Annotated in this window: 15 protein-coding genes and 1 pseudogene; 10 read left to right on the forward strand and 6 right to left on the reverse strand. The window is 63.8% G+C overall.

Going from position 1 to position 22397, the window contains the following annotated elements; all coding sequences use genetic code 11:
* Window positions 1-9: 9 nt before the first annotated feature.
* Both AC1DMY_RS17335 and AC1DMY_RS17340 read left to right on the forward strand, forming a co-directional pair.
* Window positions 10-3744, forward strand: a complete 3735-nt coding sequence (locus tag AC1DMY_RS17335) for a pilus assembly protein (RefSeq protein ID WP_477166110.1) — start codon at window positions 10-12, stop codon at window positions 3742-3744.
* 34 nt (window positions 3745-3778) lie between these two features.
* The gene (locus AC1DMY_RS17340; RefSeq protein ID WP_477166111.1) at window positions 3779-4222 is read left to right on the forward strand and encodes a type IV pilin protein; all 444 of its coding nucleotides are present in this window, start codon (window positions 3779-3781) and stop codon (window positions 4220-4222) included.
* A 45-nt stretch (window positions 4223-4267) separates the two neighbouring features.
* Here AC1DMY_RS17340 and recD read toward each other — a convergent pair whose 3' ends face one another.
* The 3 genes from recD to recC are packed head-to-tail and all read right to left on the reverse strand — an operon-like array spanning window position 4268 to window position 13390.
* The gene (gene recD / locus AC1DMY_RS17345; protein WP_477166112.1) at window positions 4268-6259 is read right to left on the reverse strand and encodes an exodeoxyribonuclease V subunit alpha; all 1992 of its coding nucleotides are present in this window, start codon (window positions 6257-6259) and stop codon (window positions 4268-4270) included.
* Complete coding sequence (recB, locus tag AC1DMY_RS17350; protein WP_477166113.1) at window positions 6249-9914, reverse strand: exodeoxyribonuclease V subunit beta; 3666 nt, start codon at window positions 9912-9914, stop codon at window positions 6249-6251. The genes recD and recB overlap by 11 nt, the downstream gene beginning before the upstream one ends.
* Window positions 9911-13390: an exodeoxyribonuclease V subunit gamma gene (recC, locus tag AC1DMY_RS17355; RefSeq protein WP_477166114.1), complete on the reverse strand. Its 3480-nt coding sequence runs from the start codon at window positions 13388-13390 to the stop codon at window positions 9911-9913. Before recC ends, recB begins: the two co-directional genes overlap by 4 nt.
* Window positions 13391-13879: 489 nt before the next feature.
* On the opposite strand from recC, the gene AC1DMY_RS17360 reads away from it, so the two are divergent.
* On the forward strand, window positions 13880-14632 hold the full coding sequence (locus AC1DMY_RS17360; RefSeq protein ID WP_477166115.1) for a hypothetical protein: 753 nt from the start codon (window positions 13880-13882) through the stop codon (window positions 14630-14632).
* Window positions 14633-14666: 34 nt separating this feature from the next.
* Here AC1DMY_RS17360 and AC1DMY_RS17365 read toward each other — a convergent pair whose 3' ends face one another.
* A complete protein-coding gene (locus tag AC1DMY_RS17365) occupies window positions 14667-15116 on the reverse strand; it encodes a hypothetical protein (RefSeq protein WP_046972971.1) in 450 nt (149 codons plus the stop codon).
* A gap of 419 nt (window positions 15117-15535) precedes the next feature.
* Here AC1DMY_RS17365 and AC1DMY_RS17370 point away from each other — a divergent pair, with 419 nt between their 5' ends.
* The 3 genes from AC1DMY_RS17370 (at window position 15536) to AC1DMY_RS17380 (ending at window position 17918) form a co-directional block, all read left to right on the forward strand.
* The gene (locus AC1DMY_RS17370; protein WP_477166116.1) at window positions 15536-16123 is read left to right on the forward strand and encodes a hypothetical protein; all 588 of its coding nucleotides are present in this window, start codon (window positions 15536-15538) and stop codon (window positions 16121-16123) included.
* A 120-nt stretch (window positions 16124-16243) separates the two neighbouring features.
* Window positions 16244-16897 carry a lipopolysaccharide transport periplasmic protein LptA gene (gene lptA / locus AC1DMY_RS17375; protein WP_477166117.1) on the forward strand — a complete coding sequence of 218 codons (654 nt, stop codon included), beginning with the start codon at window positions 16244-16246 and terminating at the stop codon, window positions 16895-16897.
* Window positions 16898-16991: 94 nt separating this feature from the next.
* A complete protein-coding gene (locus AC1DMY_RS17380) occupies window positions 16992-17918 on the forward strand; it encodes a M14 family metallopeptidase (RefSeq protein WP_477166118.1) in 927 nt (308 codons plus the stop codon).
* Between the two features lie 64 nt (window positions 17919-17982).
* Here AC1DMY_RS17380 and AC1DMY_RS17385 read toward each other — a convergent pair whose 3' ends face one another.
* A complete protein-coding gene (locus tag AC1DMY_RS17385) occupies window positions 17983-18441 on the reverse strand; it encodes a hypothetical protein (protein WP_477166119.1) in 459 nt (152 codons plus the stop codon).
* Between the two features lie 146 nt (window positions 18442-18587).
* On the opposite strand from AC1DMY_RS17385, the gene AC1DMY_RS17390 reads away from it, so the two are divergent.
* From AC1DMY_RS17390 to AC1DMY_RS17405, 4 genes are all read left to right on the forward strand, one after another.
* Window positions 18588-18920, forward strand: a complete 333-nt coding sequence (locus AC1DMY_RS17390) for an autorepressor SdpR family transcription factor (protein WP_477166120.1) — start codon at window positions 18588-18590, stop codon at window positions 18918-18920.
* Window positions 18917-19348, forward strand: a complete 432-nt coding sequence (locus tag AC1DMY_RS17395; RefSeq protein WP_477166121.1) for a hypothetical protein — start codon at window positions 18917-18919, stop codon at window positions 19346-19348. Before AC1DMY_RS17390 ends, AC1DMY_RS17395 begins: the two co-directional genes overlap by 4 nt.
* A 171-nt stretch (window positions 19349-19519) precedes the next feature.
* Window positions 19520-20455 (forward strand): PLP-dependent cysteine synthase family protein, encoded by a 936-nt coding sequence (locus AC1DMY_RS17400; RefSeq protein WP_477166122.1) that lies wholly within the window; start codon window positions 19520-19522, stop codon window positions 20453-20455.
* A 263-nt stretch (window positions 20456-20718) separates the two neighbouring features.
* On the forward strand, window positions 20719-21171 hold the full coding sequence (locus AC1DMY_RS17405; RefSeq protein ID WP_477166123.1) for a hypothetical protein: 453 nt from the start codon (window positions 20719-20721) through the stop codon (window positions 21169-21171).
* A gap of 117 nt (window positions 21172-21288) precedes the next feature.
* On the opposite strand, the pseudogene AC1DMY_RS17410 reads toward AC1DMY_RS17405, so the two are convergent.
* Window positions 21289-22106: pseudogene (locus AC1DMY_RS17410) on the reverse strand (alpha/beta fold hydrolase).
* Window positions 22107-22397: the final 291 nt, after the last annotated feature.

Below are 22397 nucleotides of genomic sequence, written 5' to 3' on the forward strand. Positions count from 1 at the left end.
CGGATCGATATGAACAATCATTCCAGCTTGCGCGCCCGCGCAGGCCGCTTCACGGGCAGGCTGCTGTCGGCCGGCCTCACGGTGCTGGCGCTCGGTGTGCTCTCCACGCCGAGCATGGCGGCGGTGACGGTGGACCAGCAACCGCTGATCATCCAGAAATCGCTGCCGCCCAACATCGTGCTGATGTTCGACGATTCCGGCTCGATGGCCTGGGATTTCATGCCCGATGCAAAGTTCCTGACCGGCGCGACGACCAACAACGGCGTCACGATGGTGGATCTCGATGCGCTGCGCTATTCGGGCAATAACGGCACCTACTACAACCCCACTGTGACCTATGCGCCGCCGGTGAAGGCCGATGGCACGAAATACACCGCGCCCACCGGCATCGACAGCGCCTTCGTCGATGGCTTTCGCAGCACGACGACCACGGATGCGACGCAGTATGCGTCCGATAGCTTCTGCGACTACAACAACGTTCGTACCTGCACGGCGACCGGCAGCACCTCGTACCACTACTTCAAGTACTACACGGCCATTACGACGTCGTCGAGCAACACCAGCACCTATGCGGCCAATCCCAAGTGCACCAGCGGCAACGACACGCTGGTGACCGACGGCGGCACCAACAACGGCATGTGCAAGCACATCAGGAGCAACGGCAACATCAGCTATCGCGATCCGAGCACCAGTTGCGACAGCGCGGACACGTATCTGCCATCCAGCATGCTGTGCCAGAAGGTCACTACGGTCACCACCACGACCAATCTGTTCACCTATACGGTGCCGGGAACCAACGGAACCTATACGCGCAAATACATCGGCAAGACCGGCTCCTGCACAGCCGCCGGCCTGACCTCCGCCACCTGCGACGACAGCCTCACGGCGCAGCAGAACGTGGCCAACTGGTTCTCGTATTTCCGCACGCGCATCCTGATGGCCAAGAGTGGCCTGATGAATTCGTTCTCGACGCTGGATACCACCTTCCGCGTTGGCTTCGGCTCGATCGACGGCAACAACGACTCCAAGTTGCCCACCGGTCAGACCAGCAAGAACAACTTCAATATCGCCAACGTGAAGCCCTTCGTCGATCAGAAGAGCGCGTTCTGGACGTGGCTTGAGGGCGAGACAGCCAGCAACGGCACGCCCTTGCGTTCGGCCCTCGATGCGGTGGGCCTGTACTACAAGACCGATCAGCCCTGGGGCTCGATGAGCAGCGACCCTGACTATGGCACCGCCAGCGGCAACACCGAACTGGCCTGCCGCCAGTCCTACACGATCCTCACCACCGACGGCTTCTGGAATGGTGCCGCGGCATCCACCAGTGTCGGCGATGCGGACAGCACGGCGAAGACGAATACGGGCGGCAACAACCAGTCCTATACGTTCACCGCGGCCAAACCATTCAAGGACAGCGTGTCCGGCACGCTGGCCGACGTGGCGATGTACTACTGGGTCAACGACCTGCGTACGAATACGTCCAACGAAGTGCCGGTGAACAACGAAGACCCGGCCTTCTGGCAGCACATGACCACGTTTACCTTGGGCCTGGGCTTTACGCCCACCGGCATCACGCCGGCGGGGACCACGGTGGACCAGATCTTCAATTGGGCGCGTGGCGGTACGGCGATCGACAACTTCGCCTGGCCGGCGCCCAGTTCCGACAGCATCAACAATATCGCCGACCTCGCGCATGCGGCCGTCAATGGTCACGGTGGTTTCTATTCCGCGACCAGCCCGGAAGCGTTTACCAGCGGCCTGAAGGATGCGCTCAAGCGCGCCACGGAGCGCGTCGGTACGGGCGCCAGCCTGGCCGCCAACTCCACGCAGTTGAAGACCGGCACGGTCGCCTACCAGGCCAACTACTACACGGCGAAGTGGAAGGGCGATCTCAAGGCGCTGTCGATCAATGCCAACTCCGGTGCGATCGCAACCAATCCCGATTGGACGGCGACCGCGGCGCTGCCGGCCTACGCCGATCGCAAGGTGTATAGCTACAACGCATCGGCGGTGTCTCCCAATACGCCGGTGTTCCAGTTCAATGCGGCCAACGTCGGCATGCTGTCCGGCACCCAGCAGCTCGCGCTGGGCGCGACCAGCGCCGCGCAGCAAACCATGATCAGCTACCTGCTGGGCGATACCTCGCAAGAGCAGCGCAATGGTGGAGCGTTGCGCAACCGCGACACACCCCTGGGTGACATCGTCAACTCCCAGCCGGTGTACGTGGGTGCGCCCAACGCCAACCAATTTGTCGGCAAGAGCTTTACCGGCTCCAGTACGTTTGCCGATTACGCGGCGGGCAAGGCCGGCCGGGCCGGTCGCATCCTCGTGGCGGCCAACGACGGCATGCTGCACGCCTTTAACGGCAGCACGGGTGCCGAGGTGTACGCCTATCTGCCGTCGGCCGTGATCACCAGCAACCTCAAGCAGATTGCGAATCCTGCCTACGGCGGCACCGACGTAGTCCATCAATACTTCAACGACGGCGAGTTGACGGTGGCCGACGTTTACTACGGCAGCCCTGGCGCCTGGCATACCGTGGCGGTGGGCACCACCGGCCGTGGCCTGGCCAAGTCGGTGTACGCGCTCGACGTGACCGATCCGGCCGTCTTCAATTTGCTGTGGGAACGCTCGGCGACCGACGGCCTCACCAATAGCAGCTATATCGGTCAGATGAACGGCAAGCCCGTCATCGCGCAAACCGCCAATGGCTCGTGGTCGGTGTTGATCGGCAATGGCTACAACAGCAGCAGTGGCACGGCGGCGCTGTTGCAGTTCGGCATCACCGACGGTGCGCTGACGGTGCACACGACCTCCGATCCGGCTACAGGCAACGGCCTCGCCGCTCCCGCCGTTTGGATCGGCAATAGCGCCAACGGCATCAGCACGGTGGCCTATGCGGGCGATGCCAAGGGGCAGGTGTGGAAGTTTGGCCTCAATGACGGCACTGCCGCCACGCCCAGCAGCATCGGATCGCTGGTATTCACGGCCACCGATGCGGGTGGCACGGCACAGCCGATCACGGCGGGCATGCTGATGGGACGCGATCCGGCCACCAGCAATCTGTGGTTGTTCTTCGGCACGGGCAAGTACCTGGCTTCGGCGGATCTCAACAACAAGGCCACGCAGACCTGGTACGGCCTGATCGTGCAGGCGTCCAGCGACACGGTGGTGAGCAACCTGGTGTCGGGTGGTCGCACGGCACTCGTGCAGCGCCAGATCCTGGTTGAATCGGCGGGCGACGCTGCAGCGACTCCGCCGGTGTCGCCGGGTCGCGCCATCACGGCCAAGCCGAGTACCAGCGATCTGGGCGACAAATCCGGCTGGTACATGGACCTGACGTCGCCCAGCAAGGGCGCCGAGGGCGAACGCATCGTCACGCCCAACCAGTTCCAGGGCAGCATGCTGCTCGGCACGACGCGCATCCCGCAGGCTACCGACGCGTGCAATCCCTCGGGTCGCGGCTGGATCATGGCGCTCGACCCGTTCAGCGGTACCGCGGCCAGCACCAGCTTCTTCGACCTCAATGGCAACGGTGCGATCAACGACGCCGACGGGGTCAAGTCGGGCAACAACACCCTCGCCAACAGCGGCATCGGTTTCAGCTCACTGCCGAACAATCCGATCTTCGTGGGCGGCGTGATGCTGGTCAGCTTCGACAACGGCTCGAACGGCAGCGTCTATACCGCCGGTTCGCAGGGAGAGTTCACCCGCGTGTCATGGCGCGAACTGGTCAATCCCTGAGCGATGTCCCATGCGAATTAGGAGAACAGGCCCCATGTCCCGTCAACACGATTCCAGCGGCAGCGTTGCTCACCATCATTTTGAACGGGGCTTCACCCTGGTCGAGATGATCGTGGTGGTGGCGATCATCGCCATCCTTTCGGCCATCGCCGTGCCGTCGTATTTCAAGCACGTGGCGAAGACCAACCGCATCGCCGCGCAGGGTTGCATGTCCGAATACGCCAACTATATGGAGCGCTACTACACCAGCAATCTGCGTTACGACCAGACGCCCGCGGGTGTCGCCAACGCTGACCCGCATATGGACTGCCAAGCGCAGATCGCCCGCAATTACACGCTCGCGCCGGCCAGCACATCGACATCGTTCACCATCACGGCTACGCCCACCACGGTGCAGCTCAATCGCGATGCGGTATGCGGCACGCTGACGCTCAATCATCGCGGCGCTCGCACACCTGGCGTGGCAGGCTGCTGGTAAGCGGGAGCGAAATGAACTGCAGGGCCGCCGTAGGGCGGCCTTGCTTCATGTGGCGGACGTCTCTGCGTCCGACCAGCGCAGGTGCAAGCCGGAATGACGGTGCACCGGTTGCTCCACTGCTTGGCGAACGATGGCTGCGGGCGCGAGCAGGCTAAACCAGCGGCGCGCACGCGTGATGCCGGTATAGAGCAGTTCGCGCGTCAGCACCGCGCTGGCTTCAGCGGGAAGTACCAGGGCCGCGTGTTCGAACTCCGACCCCTGCGACTTGTGCACCGTCATGGCATAGACGGTTTCGCGTTCGCCCAAACGCGACGGCAATACAAAGCGGAGACGGGTGCTGCCGTCGTCCGCGGCACCGGCCACTTCGAAGGCGACGCGCAGGTGCAGTACGCCGTGTTCGTCGGGAACACGCAGGGCAATGCCCACGTCGCCATTCATCAGGCCGAGGCTGTAGTCGTTGCGTGTCACCAGCACGGGGCGGCCCTCGTACCACTCGTGGCTGCTGTCGACCAGCTGATGCTGATGCAGCAGCTGGGCGATCTGGCGATTGAGCCCTTCGGTGCCGAACGGCCCGTGCCTCAGTGCGCACAAGAGCTGGAAGCTGCCGAATGCGCGTAGCACGCCACGCGCCCATGTTTCAAAAGCAGCGGGACCGGCACCGGGCGAAGGACGCTCGCGATGCATCCACTGGATGTAGTGGCGATAGCCTTGCGGTTGCAGCTCACCGCGCTGTGGCAGGAATTGCGCTTGACCGCCATTCAACACCAGCTCGGCGAGCGAGCGGGCATCGGCCGCCGCATCGATCCATGCGATATCCGCGTGTTGTCCGGCAAGCAGCGTCTGCACGCGCGCGGCATGGCCTTCGTTGACCTGTTGCGCGAGGCTGCCGATGCCGCTGTCCGCGCCGAAGCGATGACTGTGGCGCAGCATGGCGACGTGCTGGTCGAGCGGACGCGCGTCGGCGCGCACCCAGCCATCGATGCGGTCGCCAGTAGTCTCGCGCAACCATTGCGCGGTCGCTTCGTTGTAGTGGCCGGTGTCGGCGCGTCGGCACAGATCGCCGAGTACGGCGCCAGCCTCCACCGACGAAAGCTGGTCCTTGTCGCCAAGCAGCACGAGGCGTGCCTCGTCGGGCAAGGCGGCGAGCACGGCGGACATCATCTCCAGGTCGATCATCGACGCCTCGTCGATCACCAACACGTCCAGGTGCAGTGGATGACTGCGGTCGTGACGGAAGCGTCGCGTATCCGGGCGTGCGCCAAGCAACCGATGCAGCGTGTCTACTTGGCTGGGAATACTGGCGCGGACGTCGCTGTCGACGTCGAGCTGGGCGATCTGCGTGCTGATGGATGACTGCAAGCGCGCGGCGGCCTTGCCCGTGGGGGCGGCAAGACGGATGCGCAGCGAGCGGCCGGTGTCCTTGCGATGCAGCGTCTGCAGCAAACCCAGCAGACGCACTACCGTGGTGGTCTTGCCCGTGCCTGGGCCGCCGGTGATCACAGTAAAGGCGCTGCGCGCGGCGAGTGCGCAGGCGACGCGCTGCCAGTCCGGCCTGTCGGTCGCGGCGGAGGGGAACAGGCGCGCCAGCTGGCTGGCGAGCAATGGCGGCGTGTCATGCACGCGGGCGAGTCGCTGCCCGATCGCCTCGGCGACGCGCTGTTCGTGATTCCAGTAACGACGCAGGTAGACGCGGCTGCCATCGAGCACGAGTGGCGACGCCGACGGTGCGGGGGCGTTCGACGATGCGAGTAGCGCAGAATTCGCTAGCGAAGAAGGCGTTGATGCAAGCTCGGCTAGCACCGTACGCCACGCCTCGGGCCAGTCGGCGTCATCGGCCAGCGATTTCCAAGCCGACAGATCCAGGCATAAGTGACCGTCGGCCTGTTGCCGGCTCACCAGGGCGCCGAGCAGCGGCAATGCCGCCGGCGCCTGCGGATCCTGCGCAGCGAGAAAACTTGCGAAGGCTGCATCCAGCGGGCGCAGCCAGCCGCGTTCGATGGCCAGCTCCATGGCGGGCAGCGATACGTCATGCGGCATGGGCGTGCTCCCCAGTGGCGAACAAGCGATCCAAGGCATCAATCAAAGCCTTCGGCAGCCGCTCCACGTGTACGCCGTGCCCCGCGCCATCCACGCCCCGCAAATAGAGATAGGCCACGCCGCCCATATGGCGCTCGTAGTCGTAGCCGGGCAGGCGCGCGCGCAGCTGTCGATGCAGGGCCAGTGTGTATAAGGCGTACTGCAGGTCGTAGCGCTCACGCAGGATCGACTCGCGCATGGCTTCGGCGGTGTACGCGTTGGCGTCGCTGCCGAGCTTGTTGGACTTGTAGTCGATCACGTAGTAACGACCCTGCTGCTCCACCACCAGGTCGATAAAGCCCTTGAGCAGGCCGTTGATGCGATCGGCCAGCAAGCTCAGGCGAGGGCGGGCGTCCAGCGTGTGAGCCGTGACCATGCGATCCAGCGCGAGCGTGTCGACGTGGGTCGCTTCGAACCAGAATTCCAGTTCGGCGTAGTGGCTGCTCATCTGCGCCAGGGAAGCTTGGTTGCCATCCGGCAGCGCCAAGGGGGTGCGCAGCAGCTCGGCCATCCATGTCGAGAGCATGGGGATATGCGCCTGCCAGCCGCGCCGCTGGCAGCGCCGCGCGATCTCTTTTTCCAGGGCAGGCTGATTATCAGCGGCCTCGGCAAAGCCTTCATCAGCCGCCCATTCCAGCAGGTCGTGCAGGAACGTACCGGCTTCCGCGCCCGCATGGAACGCATGGATGCCCTGTGCGGCGACGGAAGGCGTGGCCGGTAGCGTGAGTTGTTCGGCGCTGGCTTCGATCAGCGTGTCTTGCGATGCGGTCTCGGGTACTGGCGCGCGGGTGTCTTCGGCTTCGGCATACTTCAAGCCGCTGTAACTCGCCACACGCCAGCGTTCCGCTGAGGGACCCTGATAGACGCGCGCTTCCCATAGCGGCAGCACATCGTCCTGCCTCGCGGGCAGCGGGTGCGCGCCAGCGCTGCCGAGCACGCGTATCTCCATGTCGCCGGCGGGGCCTTGCAATGCCTGCAGGCGCGGCATCAGGTCGGCGGGCTCGATCCTTGCGCCGCCAGCCAGCACATAGCCGAACGCCGCTTGATGCAGCGTCGATGCCTTGCAGTTGCCCGAACGCGTACATGCCACGCCCATCCAGCACGCGTACTGCCCGCGGGTGAGGGCGACATAGAGCAGGCGCAGGTCTTCCTGCAGACGCTCGCGATCGGCCAGCTTGAGTGCCTCTTCGCTGGCGCGCAGGTCCATGCGCCGCTCGCCGTCGTCGTCGTGCCAGGTGAAGCTGTCGTCGGCCTTCAGTTCGCGCGCGGAACACACAAAAGGCAGCAAGACCAGGGGATATTCCAGGCCCTTGGATTTGTGGATCGTCACCACCTTGATCAGCGCGGCCTCGCTTTCGAGACGCACGATTTGTTCGTCGGCGGTCTCCGCTTGCGGATCGCTCGCAGTCGCCATCTGGGCCGCGAGAAAACGAATCAACGCATGTTCGCCATCCAGCGTTGCTGCCGCATGCTGCAGCAGTTCTGCCAGATGCAGCAGATTGGTCAGCGCGCGTTCGCCGTCGGGGCGCGCAAGCAAGCGCGAGGGCAGGTCGAAGGCATGCAGCAGGTCGTGCAGCATCGCCAGTACGCCATGACGTTGCCAGGTCGTGTGCAACTGGCGGAAGCGATCGCCGCAGGCTTCCCAGTGCTGCTCATCCAGGTTGAGGCGGTCGAGCTCTTCGTCGCTCTGACCCAGCGTCGGCGTTGCCAGCGCGGCGCGCATGGAGCGATCGGAACCCGGCTCCGCGCACGCACGCAGCCAGCGCAGCAGATCGGCAGCTTCGGGCGAGGCGTAGACCGAATCGCGGTCGGACAGATACACGCTCTTGAGTCCGCGCCGCTGCATTTCCTCGCGCACCTTGGCCGCTTCGGAGCCTCGACGCACGAGGATGGCGATGTCGCCCGGTTGCAGAGGACGGAAGCCGCCATCGGCGTTGCGAAAGCCGCAGCGGCCTTCCTGCGCAGCGGCGAGCAAGTCCACCAGATAGCTCGCGGCGTGGCGCGCCATCAGGTCGGTATAAGCCGAGCCGCTGAGCGCATCGTCGCCTTGCTGCACCGCCAGCTGCAACGGAGGCAACGGTTGATCGTCCAGCATCAGGCTATCGCTGCGACCGCGCGCACCCACCGGAAGAAACGGCAAGGCATCGCGGCCGCGGCCGAAGGCGAACGCGCCGTCCCCGTGCCCGTCGGCAAACTCGAACACGCGGTTCACTGCATCAACCAACGGTTCGGTGGAGCGGTAATTGGTGCCCAGCGTCCACATGGGCTGCTGGGCGCTGCTGCGTGCACGGAGATAAGTGTGGATATCCGCGCCACGGAAACCGTAGATCGCCTGCTTGGGATCGCCGATCAGCAGCAGTCCGGTGGTGTCGCGGCGTGCATACACGCGATGGAAGATGCGCCACTGCAGCGGGTCCGTATCCTGGAACTCGTCAATCAGCGCCATCGGATACTGCGTGGCGATGGTATCGGCCAGTCGCTTGCCGGTATGGCCGTGCAGCGCGCCGTCGAGTCGCTTGAGCATGTCGTCGAAGCCCAGCTGCGCACGGCGCTGCTTGGTTTCTTCCAGCTTGGCCGCGACCCAGCGCGTCGCGTGTGCGAGCACCGGGGCGCGCCATGGCGCCACCAGTCCCAGCGTCTCGACGCAGGCTTCGATGGCATCGAATGCGACGTGGCGCAGCGCGTCGGCGTTCTTGTTCTTCGCCGCGACCAGGGCGGATTGCGTGTAACGCGGCAGGGTGGCTGAGGCATCCGCGCCGCCGTTCGCCCAGGAGCGCAACAGGGCGAGCTCGTCGATCACCTTGTCGCGGCGCATCTTGTTGCCATTGAGTGCGCCGGCATCGAGTGCGCGCGCGAACATGGCCTCGATCTCATCCGCGGCCGGCAACCAGCATTCACGCGCACGCGACTCGGCAGCGACGACCGCGCTAGCGTGTTGGCGGAACGCATCGAGCACATGGGCGGGATCGGGCAAGGGCTTGCCGTCCAGACGCAGGCTCTCCGGCGGCTGGCGCAACAGCGGACGCAGGTCCGCTTGTAAGTCGGCCGGCACTTTCCACCAGCGCGACACCAGTGCGGCGCCGGCGCGATCCAGTGGAAAGAAGTGGCAACGCCAGTAGTCACGCACGATGTCGGCGAGCAGTGCGCTTTCGTCCGTGTCCGTGTCCTGTTCGAAGGCGTGACCGCTGTCGAACGCATGCTGGCCCAGCATGCGCTGGCACCAGGCGTGGATGGTATGGATGGCCGATTCGTCCATCCATTGCGCAGCCAGATCGAGCTGGCGTGCGGCGCGGGCGCGCTCATCGCCATCGGCATAGACGGCCATCAGGTCGCGCAGGAAGTCATCGGGTTCGCGCCGCCCGCGAAACGCTTCGGCCGCTTCGCTCAGCCGCTCGCGTATGCGCTCGCGCAGCTCGGCGGTGGCGGCCTTGGTGAAGGTCAGCACGAGGATCTGTGCCGGCAGCAGGGTCCTGCCCTCTGGCGTGCCATGCCCCAGCACCAGCCGCAGATACAGCGCGGCGATGGTCCAGGTCTTGCCGGTGCCGGCGCTGGCTTCGATCAGCTGGATGCCATGCAGGGGCAACTGCAGCGGCTGGAGCGGCGCGGCCTTGGTCATGCATCCGCTCCGTTGCTGATGGCCGCGATCATTGGCTGATAAAGCGCGAGCCAGTGGTGGAAGCCGCCGGCTTCCAGCGCGTCGTAGCGTGGCCAGGCGCGTGCGAGATAGGGATCTTCCTGCACTTCGCCGACGCCGCCAAATCCGCTGCCTTCATAGGCAAGCAAGGCCAGCTTGCGCGCCTTTTCGGGATCGCTGCAGTTCTGCAGCCAGGCAAACGCTGTCTTGCGCGCCACCGGCAATGGCATGCGCATGCCTTCACGCAGACACGAGAGCAGGGCGTTGAGGCACATCACGGCATCGTCGGCGGCTAGCGGACGGATCAGCAGCGTGGCATCCACGCCAATGATGCGAGTATTCAGTCGCAGGCCAAGCGCATGCGCCACCACATGGATGACCCAGGCAGAGATGGCCTTGTCGTAGCGGATATCGCTTTTCTGCAGCAGCTTGCCGGTCACCAGTTCCAGCCGCGTGTAGCTGCCGTGTTCGCCTTGCCGCAAATCCGATAGCCAGTCTTCGAGTCGCACGCCATGCGACTCGTGCAGCACTTCGATCTTTTCGTCGACCAGCGGCCATTGCTCGCAGGCGGCCAGCCAGCGCGCCGCGAGATCGCCGCTTTCGCGCGTGAGCGCATCGCGCGCCAGCTCGCCGAAGCCGCCGGGCGGCAGGCTGCCCTGGTCCACCAGTTGCCTGGTGGCGACGTCGACGGCGGCCCGCGCATCGGAAGCCCCCATGGCGGTGCGCAGCACGCTGGTCATCGCGACATGGCGTTCCAGCGCATCCAGGCCGAACGGCTCATCGTCCATCGCTTCTTCGTCGCGCACGGCGAAGTGCACTTTCAGGCGGTGATTGAAGAAGTGGCGAACGGGCCGCGCCACGAACCCCTGCAACAAGCCGATGCTGATCGCGGCATCCGGCTGCCAGGGCGCCAGTACCGTGTTCATTGCCTCATCGTGCCCACGATGGGCCTGGCGCCATTCGCGCGCATAGGTGAACAGGCGCGCATCCTCGTCGGCGCTGAAATAGCGACGGCTGAAGGGCTGCAACGGATGGACCGTGGTCATGGCTTCGAGCAGGTGCTCGCTGGCGTGATCATCGCTGGGATCATCGCCTTCGCCATGCCAGCCGGCGGCCAAGTAGTCGCGCAACTGGCCGACCAGGACGGACGGCGGCAGCACGCTGTTGTCGCGCACGTTGCGTCCCACCCAGCTGACGTAAAGTGCATCGCGCGCGGAGGCCAGCGCCTCCAGGAACAGATAGCGATCGTCCTCGCGCCGCGAACGGTCGCCGGGACGTGCATGACCGGGTTGGGCCATCAGGTCGAAATCGGCCGGTGCCTGGCGTCGCGGATAGTCGCCGTCGTTCATGCCGAGCAGGCAGACCACGCGGAACGGAATCGCGCGCATCGGCATCAGCGTGCAGAAGCTCACCGCGCCGCCCATGAAACGCTGCGAAAGTCGGCTCTCGTCCATCGACGCCAGCCAATGCTCGCGCACGATGTTCAGTGGCAGCGGGAGATTGAAGTGTGCGTCCTCGCAGGCCTGTCGCCATTCGTCCAGCGCATCGTTCAGGCGTGTGAGCCGGTCGCTGTCGGACGGATCGTCCGCATCGAAGAAATCGATCAGCAACTGCTGCAGGCGCTGGTGCCACTCGCCCGGCGTCGCCGGTGCGCGCATGCGTGCCCAGCAGCGTTCGAGCTGATCGAGCAGCAGCGTCAGCGGACCGATCAGCGCAGCGTCGAGGCCACCCACTTCGCCATACGGCGCAATACCGTGCCATGTATCGCCTTCACCGACGGCATAGCCGAGCAGCATGCGGCGCAGGCCGAAGCGCCAGGTGTTCTGCTCCACGCCGGGCAGTTCGAGACTTTGCTTTTGTTCGCGGTCCAGTCCCCAGCGTATGCCTGCGCCTTCGATCCAGCGGCGCAGTGTCGGGAGACCGTTGTCGTCGATATCGAAACGTGCACGCAGCGCAGGTACGTCGAGCAGGTCCAGCAAATCGCTGACTGCAAAACGTGATTCGGGCAACGACAGCAAATGTTCCAGCGCCACCATCAACGGCACGGCGCCACGCGATGGCTGGTCGGCGACGGAGAACGGCAGATAGCGTGCATCGTCTTGTGGCAGGCGGCCGAACACCGCCTGCACATGTGGCGCATAGGTCTGGATATCCGGCACCATGACGATGACGTCGCGCGGTGACAGCGGCTCGCCGCGTCGGGCAGCGTCTTCGAACATCGCCAGCAGCTGGTCGTGCAGGATCTCTACTTCGCGCTGCGGGCTGTGCGCGATATGGAAGCGCAGCGACATATCGTCATGCCGCCATGGCTTGCGTTGCGCCGCATCGGCAGGCAGCGGCTCTAGATCCAGGATCGCTTGCTGCATCTGGCGCAACAGCGTGCTGCTGTCAGTGTCGGCGAACAGGTCGATGCTGCGGTTCCACGCCGCGAACTGGCTGCGATAGCCCTCGGGGCGATCGAACGCGTCCAGCAGGCGGATATAGTCGCGCCCCTGCCTGCCCCAGGCCGCCAGCAACGGATTGGCGTGCAGGTGCAGATCCTCGAAGCGCGGTTCGTCCGGCAATCCGGGCTTGAGGCCGTGGCGACGCTGGCTGGCCTTGAGCAGCTCGCGATCCTCGATGATGTCGGCCCAGTAGTGCCGGCACGGATTGGCCACCAGCAGCATCACCTGGCAGTGGCGCGACAACGCGGTCAGCGCTTCCAGCGTCTGCTGCGGCAAGGAGGAGATGCCGAATACCACGATGCGTCGAGGCAGCGTGGCCGGGCGGGTCGTCATGCCGGCGATGCGCTCGATAAAGGCCTGATGCACGGCGGCGCGATGGTTGTGGCGTTCTTCGCCCACGTCATCGAGCAGGAGCTGCCACAGACGCGCCTGCCAGCGCTGATCGGCGGGCAGCGGCGTGTGCCTGCCGCGCAGCTCGTCGCGCAGTTCGTAGCGGCCGTGCTCCCAGTCGATGAGCCAGTCGGCGCGATACACCTGGTACTGATCGAACAAGTCGGCCACGCGCTCGGCCAACTGGTAGCGCTTGCGTTCGTCCGGATCGTCGCGGAGAAAGTCGCGCAGCGGCGCAAAGTCGGCCTCGTGAAGGTGCGCGGGCAGCAGGCGCAGCAGGCGCCAGCTCAGTCGCGATTTGTCGAACGGCGAAGTGGTGGCTACGGCATCCCGGCCCAGCACGCTGCGATAGGCGGCCCACAGGAAGCGGCCGGGCAGCTGCACGTCGATGGCGGCGCTGATGCCCAGCCCGCCGGCGTCGGCCGGCCGCGCCAGCGCCCACTTCAGCCACTGCGCGATGCCGTTGCTCTGCACCAGCATCAGCTCGTCTTCCAGCGGGCGCAGCGGCGCGCGCGCCAGCCACGCGGTCAGCAGGTCGCGCAGGTCCTCCATGCGGTTGCCATGGATGACCATCAGGCCCGGCTGGATCGGGCTCTCCAGGGGTAGGTCGAGGGTGTGGCTCACATCAGGCAATGGGGCGACTCGCTCATGGATACATTCTCGCCGAGCTGGCGACATATGTCCCGCATGATCGGGTCAGGCTGTCGCAGATGGCGAGAAGTGATGGGGCCTGCGAAGGCATGATTGCGTCGGCACCCAAGGTGACGATCAAGCTTGGCAGCCTTACCAGCTGTGGTGCTGGTGGCACTTCCAATGCGTGCTTCGTCACGCGATACCGATGCCGCTCGGCACGCCATCTGAAATGCGATTGGACGCATGAAAGCGCCCGGCGGCGATCGCCACAATGCGCGCGCCTCGTCGTGATGGTGCGCGGATGTGTGCCTAGGAACATGTGTCTGACATCACGCGACGAGGCACCGCCGTTCGCGTCTTCATGCGCCGAGGCACTCGTAAGCGCAAGAAAATACTTCGCTTTCTCGTCATCCCGCTGATGCCCTGCAACGTTACGATGTGCCGCTTGTCGAACGACACATCACTACCGAGGGCAGCACCATGCAGGGATGGCAAAACAAGGGTTGGGCGTTGGCGCTGGCCGCGCTGATGGTATCCATGGCGGCGCCGGTGAGTGCGCAGACCAGCGCCGCGAGCACCGCCGATACTGGCACGCCGCCCACCGACGCCGATCTGGCCAACGCGCGCTGCGTGTCCGGCGAAGAGAAATTCCTGCCCGGCGACTACTACTACTGCCTGGGGTCGCAGAACTTCGGGCTGGGACACTACGAGATCTCGCAGCGCTTCTTCACCACGGCGGCCAGCTGGGCCAGCAAGCCTGCACAATACGTGCTGGGCATCATGGCGCTCAACGGAGATCACCAGCCGGTGAATCGACCCTTGGGACTGGCCTGGCTCGCGCTGGCCTCCGAGCGGCCGAATTCCAACTTCCAGCAGGCGCATGACACGGCCTGGAAGAGTGCGACGGACGCAGAGCGCAAGGCGGCCGAGCAGGAGCTCGCCAAGCTGCGTCCCGTGTATGGCGACGCCACCGCCGGCCCGCGCGCCGAGCGCCGCTATGCCGATGGCATGGCCATGCTCACGCGCTTGACCAATCAGGGGGCGAAGTACTGCATGGCGGGCATGAACGATCCGTCCAAGCCCAATGCCGATGCGAGCGCCTGCCCGCCGGTGCAGATGGTGATGAAGATGGTGGACACCGCGGCCATCAATGTTTTCGATGGCTGGTCCGGTCATGTCACGGTGGGTCCGCTGGAGCAGGCTGCGCCGCCGGCGGCCGCCGGCAAGAACTAAATCGAGCTTGCTGCGGGAGGCGAGGGCGCGTGCCTCAGTTGCGCGCGTCCATCGCCCAGGTATTGGCGAGGCTGGTGATGTCGGCCAGATTCATCGAGTGCTCCGCACGCTCCAGCGCGCTGCACGCCGACTCCGCGGCATAGCGCATCAGATAGGCCAGGTGGGCGCGGTACTGCGAACCGATGCCGTGCGCGCGGATCATGCCGGCCGCTTCGGCCAGGCATTCCAGATCGCTATAGGCGCGATCCAGATCGCTGCTGCTGGAACACTGCACGAAAGCCGTCGCGCCGTCGGGATCGCGCGAGCGCAGGCTCACCACATCTTCCACCAGCCGAGCTGCCTGGCGCGCGGCAAACACCAGCACGTCGGCTGCCGCATGCGACAACTCGCTATCGGAAACGGCGCGATCGGTCAGCTCCACGAGGCTACGAGTGACAACAAGCAGTTGGGCCACGGGACGGCCCGCGGCATCGCTATGAGTCATGGTTCCGGTTCCCCTCCGGAGTGGTGATCCGGACATTGTCCACGGTGTCGTGACATTTGTGTACATCGGCAGGGTAGGAATTTGTGACCCCTGACACAGTCGGCGTGGCGATTTGCCCCCTTGTCGGCCTGGCGGCGGAAGCTCCGGTTACGCTATGCCACTGAAAGTATTGGGAGGTAGGGCAGGCGACACAGCCTGCCTTCGGATTGGCGGCCTGATCCGAGCCGATGACCAGTTTTGTCGATGGCCCGAGCCTTTTGGCTATGTCGCCAGGTTCGGCTGGGGATTTATTCTCCGAGCAGCCCAGTGGGGATGAGGCTTGCTGAGCACTTCGATTGCTTGTCGTTGACAGCCATCCGCATTTCGGCCCAGGCGGAGATCGAACGGGCACCGGGCCACCATGGCAGAAGGACTCTCCTATGTATGGTTTCCGCGTTGTGTTGATCGCTTCGCTTGCGGCCTGCATCGCTGCTGCGACCCTACCTGCGCAGGCCAAGCAGGACACGCCCAAAGCCAGTGAGGCCAAACCCAATCTCGCCGGCCTGCACGACTTTGATTTTCTGGTCGGCAACTGGCGCGGCCATCATCGCAAGCTCAAGGAAAAGCTTGCCAACAGTCATGACTGGGAAGAGTTCGAAGGTACGCTCAGCATGCGCCAGCTGATGGATGGCTACGCCAATGTCGACGACAACGTGTTCAACACGCCCAAGGGTAGCTACCGCGGCGTCGGCCTGCGTTCGTATGATCCCAAGACCGCCCAGTGGGCCATCTGGTGGCTGGACGGACGCGATCCGTTCGGACAACTCGATCCGCCGGTGAAGGGACATTTCGAGCACGGTGTCGGCACCTTCTACTCGACCGACACGCTGCGCGGCAAACCCATACGCGTCCGCTTCGTATGGTCCAGGATCACACCGACCACGGCGCACTGGGAACAGGCCTATTCCGCCGACGACGGCAAGACCTGGGAGGTCAACTGGATCATGGATTTCACGCGGGTGCAGTGAGCGGCGCTTTAAAGGAGCGCGTGGTCGGCCATGACGGACCAGGCATGCGCAATCCCGTTGACGGCATGGCAACATCCGCCAGGCACTGCCATTGCCATGGACGCCAACGGGAGCTCATTGATGTACGCCAGTACTCGTCATCCGTTCGCTGGAAGCCTTCGTTTGTGCTCACTCGGACTGCGATGCATCGGCTTCGCTTCGAGCCTGCTGTTTGCCACGCTGCCACTGGATGCGCTTGCCAGGAAAACCGATCGCGAGCAGATCATGAACTACGATGCCAAGAGCATCGATGCCTATGATGCACCCAACTCCATCACCACCCTTACCGGTTCGGTCAAGATCACTCAAGGCTCGCTGCTGATCACGGGCGATCTGGCCAAGATCTACCTCGATGGCAATTCAAAGATGTCCCGCATCGTGGTGACCGGCAACGCGGCCCATATCCAGCAGTTGGACGAAAGTAACCAACTGATGGCCGGCGACGCCGCCAAGCTCGACTACGACGTCACCAACGGCATTGCCGTGCTGACGACGAATGCCGTGGTGAACCAGCAATGCCGCGGTGAGTTCCACGGCGACAAGCTCGCTTACTACATGGACACGAGTCAGATCACCGGTGACTCCGGCGGCGATGGCCTGGTGCATGGCGCCATCTTGCCCAGGCAGGCCCCGGCCACGCCGCTCCCATGCACCAAGCCGCCCACCGCGCAGCTCGTGCCTGGTAGCGAGCCCATGGCGGGCAAACCCGGAGCGAAGTCCGGCAGTCATCCGTAGTCGAGGGGATGTCTGAAGCGATAGAAGTCCCGCTGGCTTTGGGTGTATCTCTCGAATGCTAAAGTACGCGCCGGTCCACCACGACGGCGTCAACATGAGCAGCGAGCATTTCTATCCCATCGGTACACCCGGGCAGGCCTGGGGCGAGGCAGAACGTGCGGCGTGGCTGGCACGACAGCGTAAACAGCGCAGCTACGCGGATGACGTGGCGAGCGTTCTCGATCGCCTGCGCGAGACGTTCGATGTGGTGGAGTACGGTGCACTGGATTACGGCTCCGAGCACTATCCGCTGCTCGCCGTACGCAGCCGCGATTGGCGTGAGGATCTACCGGTGTTGCTGGTCACGGGCGGCGTGCATGGCTACGAGACGAGCGGCGTGCATGGCGCGCTGCAGTTCTTGCAGCAGCATGGTCGCGACTATGCCGGCCGCGCTAATTTGTTGGTGGTGCCTTGTGTGAGTCCGTGGGCTTACGAGCGCATTCATCGCTGGAATCCCGAGGCGCTCGATCCCAATCGCAATTTCCGCAAGCACAGCCCCGCCGGCGAATCGGCGGCCCTGGTGGATCTGCTGGAGCCGCTGCGCGATCGCGCGCTGATGCATATCGATCTGCACGAAACCACCGACTCGGACGAATCGGAATTCCGCCCGGCGCTGGCATCGCGCGATGGCAAGCCGTTTGAGCCTGGCGAAGTACCCGACGGCTTCTATCTGGTCGACGACACGGATCGTCCTCAGCCCGAATTCCAGCAGTTCGTCGTCGAAGCGGTCGCCAAAGTGACCCATATCGCCGATGCCGATGCCCGCGGCGAGATCATCGGGTCGCCGTTGCTGATGCCGGGCGTGATCAAGTTTCCGGTGAAGCAGTGGAGCCTGTGCGCAGGCATCACCAACGCGCCCTATGCGACAACCACCGAGGTCTATCCCGACAGCCCGCGCGCCACGCCGCAGCAGTGCAACGATGCGCAGGTGGCGGCCGTGCGTGCGGCGATCGACTACGCGTTGAGCCACCGCATCGACTGAGCGCCTGCCACGCGGACGAGGCGTGGCTGATCGCCGTGCGATTGTTTTCGTGTTGATCGCCTGCTCAACCCTCGGCCTGCAAAGGCCGAGGCGTCATGTCGGACAAAGGAAGCAGGCGCGAGTCTTCAACGGCCGCCGTGCGATGTCCCAGGCCGGACAAATAAGCCTCGTGCGTCGCAAAGGCCAGGAAGGATTCGACGCTGCGCTGTCGAATCAGCATGGCCATGTCCCAGCGCTCGTCGGATGGCCCAATCAGCAAGGCACCACCGTTGCCCAGGAACTCGATGCTTCCTCCGGATTGAAGCAAGTAAGGCAGGGTGTGCTCGATGTAACGCTGAAAGGCGGCTTCGCCGGACATCGGCGACGGCGGCGCCAGCTCCGGCGTTGCGGTGTAGTCGGCTACTTCGCGGAAGCGCAGCAGATTGAGCATCAGCACCTGGCCATCCATTTGCCGCATCACGAAGGCGCGGCCGGCGTGCTGCGTGGGTTCCAGATAGCGGGTCGTTTGTTGCGGCGACGTCATGTCGTTGACTCCTGGTGGGAACGCGACGGTGCGCGTTGGCCAGTAAATGTACCCGGGTATATTTGCCGGAATCAATAGTATCCGGGTAAAACGTGCTGAGGCTGCGAGCACTTGCAGTATTTCGATATTTGGCTAAATATCTACAAATGAACAGCGTCTTCAAAGCCCTGGCCGATCCCACCCGCCGCAAGGTGCTGGAATTGCTTCGTCAGCGTCCGATGACCGCCGGCGAGCTATCGGACCATTTCCCAGTGTCGCGACCGACCATGTCGGCGCATTTTGCGGTGCTGCGCGAGGCTGACCTGATCGAGGCCAACAAGATCGGCACCAGCATCACCTATCAGCTCAAGTTGTCGGTACTGGAGGACGCACTGCTGGGCTTCACCCAGCTGTTCGGTTTCGGTGCCGCCGAGCGCACACCGGCGAATGCCGCTGGCGCGGCCGAGCCCAAACCCACTCGAGAAGGAGCCGACGAATGAGCGAGAACTCCCAACTTCAGCGTGCAAAAAAAGAAATCCTCTTCGGACTCAAGCTCGCGGCCGTGATGATCGGCGGCGCTCTGCTGCTCACCCTGGCCCGCAAACAGGGATGGATCGACGCAGAGCAAGTCATGCGTGGCAACAACGTCATCATCGGCCTCGCCCTCGCAGCCTTCTGCAACTTCATGCCCAAGCGGATGACCGGCACGCCGCGGACCATTCACCACGCGAGCCTGGCGCAGTCCATCGGGCGCGTTGGTGGCTGGGCGATGACGCTGGCCTTCGTCGTGTGGTCCGCACTGTGGGCATTCGCACCGCTGGAGCTCGCCAGAATCGGCGCGGTGGCCGCTGTCATCGCTGGCGTTGCGGTGATGATTGGCTATACGGTTTGGAAGTGCGCTGCCGGGCGTGTATCGAGGAGCGGTTGAGGTAGTGCCGGGTATTGCAGGAGCAGGGGGTAGATGCCCCCTCCGGAAATCCGGACCGGATGCACCTCCGATTTCCGGAGGTCAGGAAACGGGAAATGCGCTCCAACCCCGTTGTCCGTTTTGCTTGCGGAACGGCATGTCGTCTGTCATTGGACATAAGCGGATCACACGATGAGCCAAGATATCCTCAAGCAGGTCGGTCGCACACCATTGGTACGTCTCGGGCGGGTCGGAAGTCATCTGCCCTGCGAGATTTGGGTGAAGTGCGAGCATCTGAACCCGGGCGGTTCGATCAAGGATCGTATTGCGCTGGCCATTGTCGATGACGCCGAAGCGCGTGGGCTGTTGCGGCCAGGCATGACGTTGATCGAAGCCACGGCCGGCAACACCGGCGTTGGCCTCGCCTTGGTGGCTGCGGCCCGTGACTACAAGCTTGTTTGCGTCATGCCCGAGAAGATGTCCTTCGACAAACGCGGCGCCCTGACAACTCTGGGCGCAACGGTAATCATCACGCCCAACGCGCCGCCATCAAGCAACGATAATTTCCGCAATGTCGCCCAACGCCTTGCGCGCGAAAACGGCTGGTTTCTCGCCGACCAATTCAGCAATCCCGCGAATGTTCGTATTCACGAAGAGACGACGGCAAAAGAAATTATCGACCAGACCGGTGGACGAATCGGTGCCTTCGTCGCAGGCGCGGGCACAGGCGGCACGATTTCCGGAGTCGGCAGGCGACTCAAGGCCCATCGCAAAGGCATTGCGGTGATACTGGCTGATCCTGTGGGGTCGGCTCTGGCAGATTGGGTTGAAACGGGAACGCCCGGTCCCGATGGATCGTACGCCGTCGAAGGAATCGGCGCAGCGGAGCCGCCCGCCAACTTGCATCGCGATGTCATCGATAGCGTCGAACGTATTTCCGATGACGAAAGCTTTAGCGTGGCTCGACGCTTGATGCGTGAAGAGGGGCTTCTTGTCGGCGGATCTTCCGGCACCAACGTGGCAGCGGCGATGCGCGTTGCCGCCCGCGGCGAAATGGACGGCCCGATCGTCACCATCCTTCCGGACGGCTGGGACCGGTACCGATCGAAACCATGGATGCAAGATTGATTGCCTGGCCTGCGGGGCGGAAATCCGGTCAGAGTGCACTTTTGATTGAGTGCACTTTTAATTTATGGGGGTAAGAAAATGAGGGTAATTGCACGGTGCCCCCGTTTGGTGACAACCATAGGGATCTGAGCGCCGAAGAGATCCTGCGCGTCGCCGAAGCCAACGGGCGTGCTGGAAACTGATTAGGAAGGTCCGCTTCCGACCCGGAGCGGACCTTTTCGGAGTGCAGGTAAGTCGGTATGTAGGAAGGCAGAGGGGTGTGCATGAATCTAATCCTTGAAGGCCCTGGTTCCGTCCGCTATTTCACAGACTTGGGCGAGACGCTGGATGCTCTTGGTATGGCTGCGTCCGATTACGACTGGTTCGTCAGTGATATCGAAACCAATCTTGGCGAAGACATTTTCGGATGGGGTGACCGTTGGATTTCAGGTCACGATCTTCAGGCGTCGCTTGCCCTTCGTATCCAGTTCATCTACGGAGTTTTCAGTGCTTTCCCGAAGGGCTATCGGCGACCTATCGAGGCAACTCCTGACGTGTACGACAACGCTAACTATTGGAGTGGTGCCGTGGTTTCAACGCAGCTGCCGGATGCCTTGTTTGAAATTGCATGTTGGGACAGCAGTGCAACTATCTTGATCGGTCTACCGGAACAAGCAACCGTTGCCTTCGTACGGAGATATCCCGCTGCTAAACCGCTTGAGTCAGCCCGGAGATAGGGTGGGACTGGTTTGCAGCATGTTCGCTTCCGACCCTAAGCAGACACGTAGGTTGAGTGGCGCACCCATGGGGCGCGCCACTCGAATTGCCTAGTTCTGGTTCGGATGGACGTCCCGTCAGGATTTGATAAACGCGAGAAGGTCAGGGTTGAGGACGTCCGCGTGGGTGGTCAGCATGCCGTGCGGGAAGCCAGGGTATGTCTTCAGCTTGCCGTTCGCGAGCAGGTCGACCGCGCGAGGCACCGCACTGGCGAACGGGACGATCTGATCGTCTTCGCCATGCATGACCAGGACCGGCACAGTGATCTTCTTCAGATCTTCGGTGTAGTCCTCCAGCCAGGAAGAGACGGTCTCGTAATGGGCTTGGGCGCTGCCGGCCATGCCCTGGCGCCACCAGTTCGCGATTACCGCCTCAGACGGCTTTGCGCCCGGACGGTTGAATCCGTAGAACGGACCCTCCGGGACTGCCCGGTAAAACTCCGACCTATTGCCAAGCATGCCCGCCTTGACCGCGTCGAACCACTCCCGCGGCTGACCGGCAGGGTTCGCGTCGGTCTTCACCATGTTCGGCGTCAACGAGGCCACCAGCACTGCTTTAGCGACCCGCTCCTGGTGACGAGCGACGTAGCGAGCCACCTCGCCGCCGCCGGTGGAGTGTCCGACGTGGATCGCTTCGCGGAGGCCGAGGTGCTCGGTCAGTGCAGCGAGGTCGGCGACCCAGTGGTCCATGTCGTTACCGGTGCCGACTTGATCGGATCGACCGTGCCCGCGACGGTCATGGGCGATCACCCGGTAGCCGTGCTGAAGGAAAACGTCATCTGGGCGTCCCAGTCGTCGGCCGACAGGGGCCACCCATGGCTGAAGACAATTGGCTGACCGGACCCCCAGTCTTTATAGAAGATCTCTACGCCGTCCGGCGTGGTGATCGTAGGCATCGCTGGCACCTCCTCTCGTGGTCTGTCCCCTGGCGTCTCGGGCGGTCGACGCCGTCCAATAGCACCGCGAGCGTGATTCCCTTGTCACGACGTTACCGTTGCGTGTCATTCCCCTGCTTGTTGAAGCGGAGCTGCGAGATTTGTAAGGTCCGCTTTCGACTCGAAGCGGACCTAAGCGATTGGGCGACGTAGCCTTAGGAGAACTGGCCGTGAAGGGAGTGACCATCTTCTGCAACCCTAGGAGCTTCCCCAGCTTCGAGCTCGCCCATCGCGTTGAATCGGACGGCCATC

The sequence above is a fragment of the Dyella sp. 01L423 genome (genome assembly GCF_056399945.1).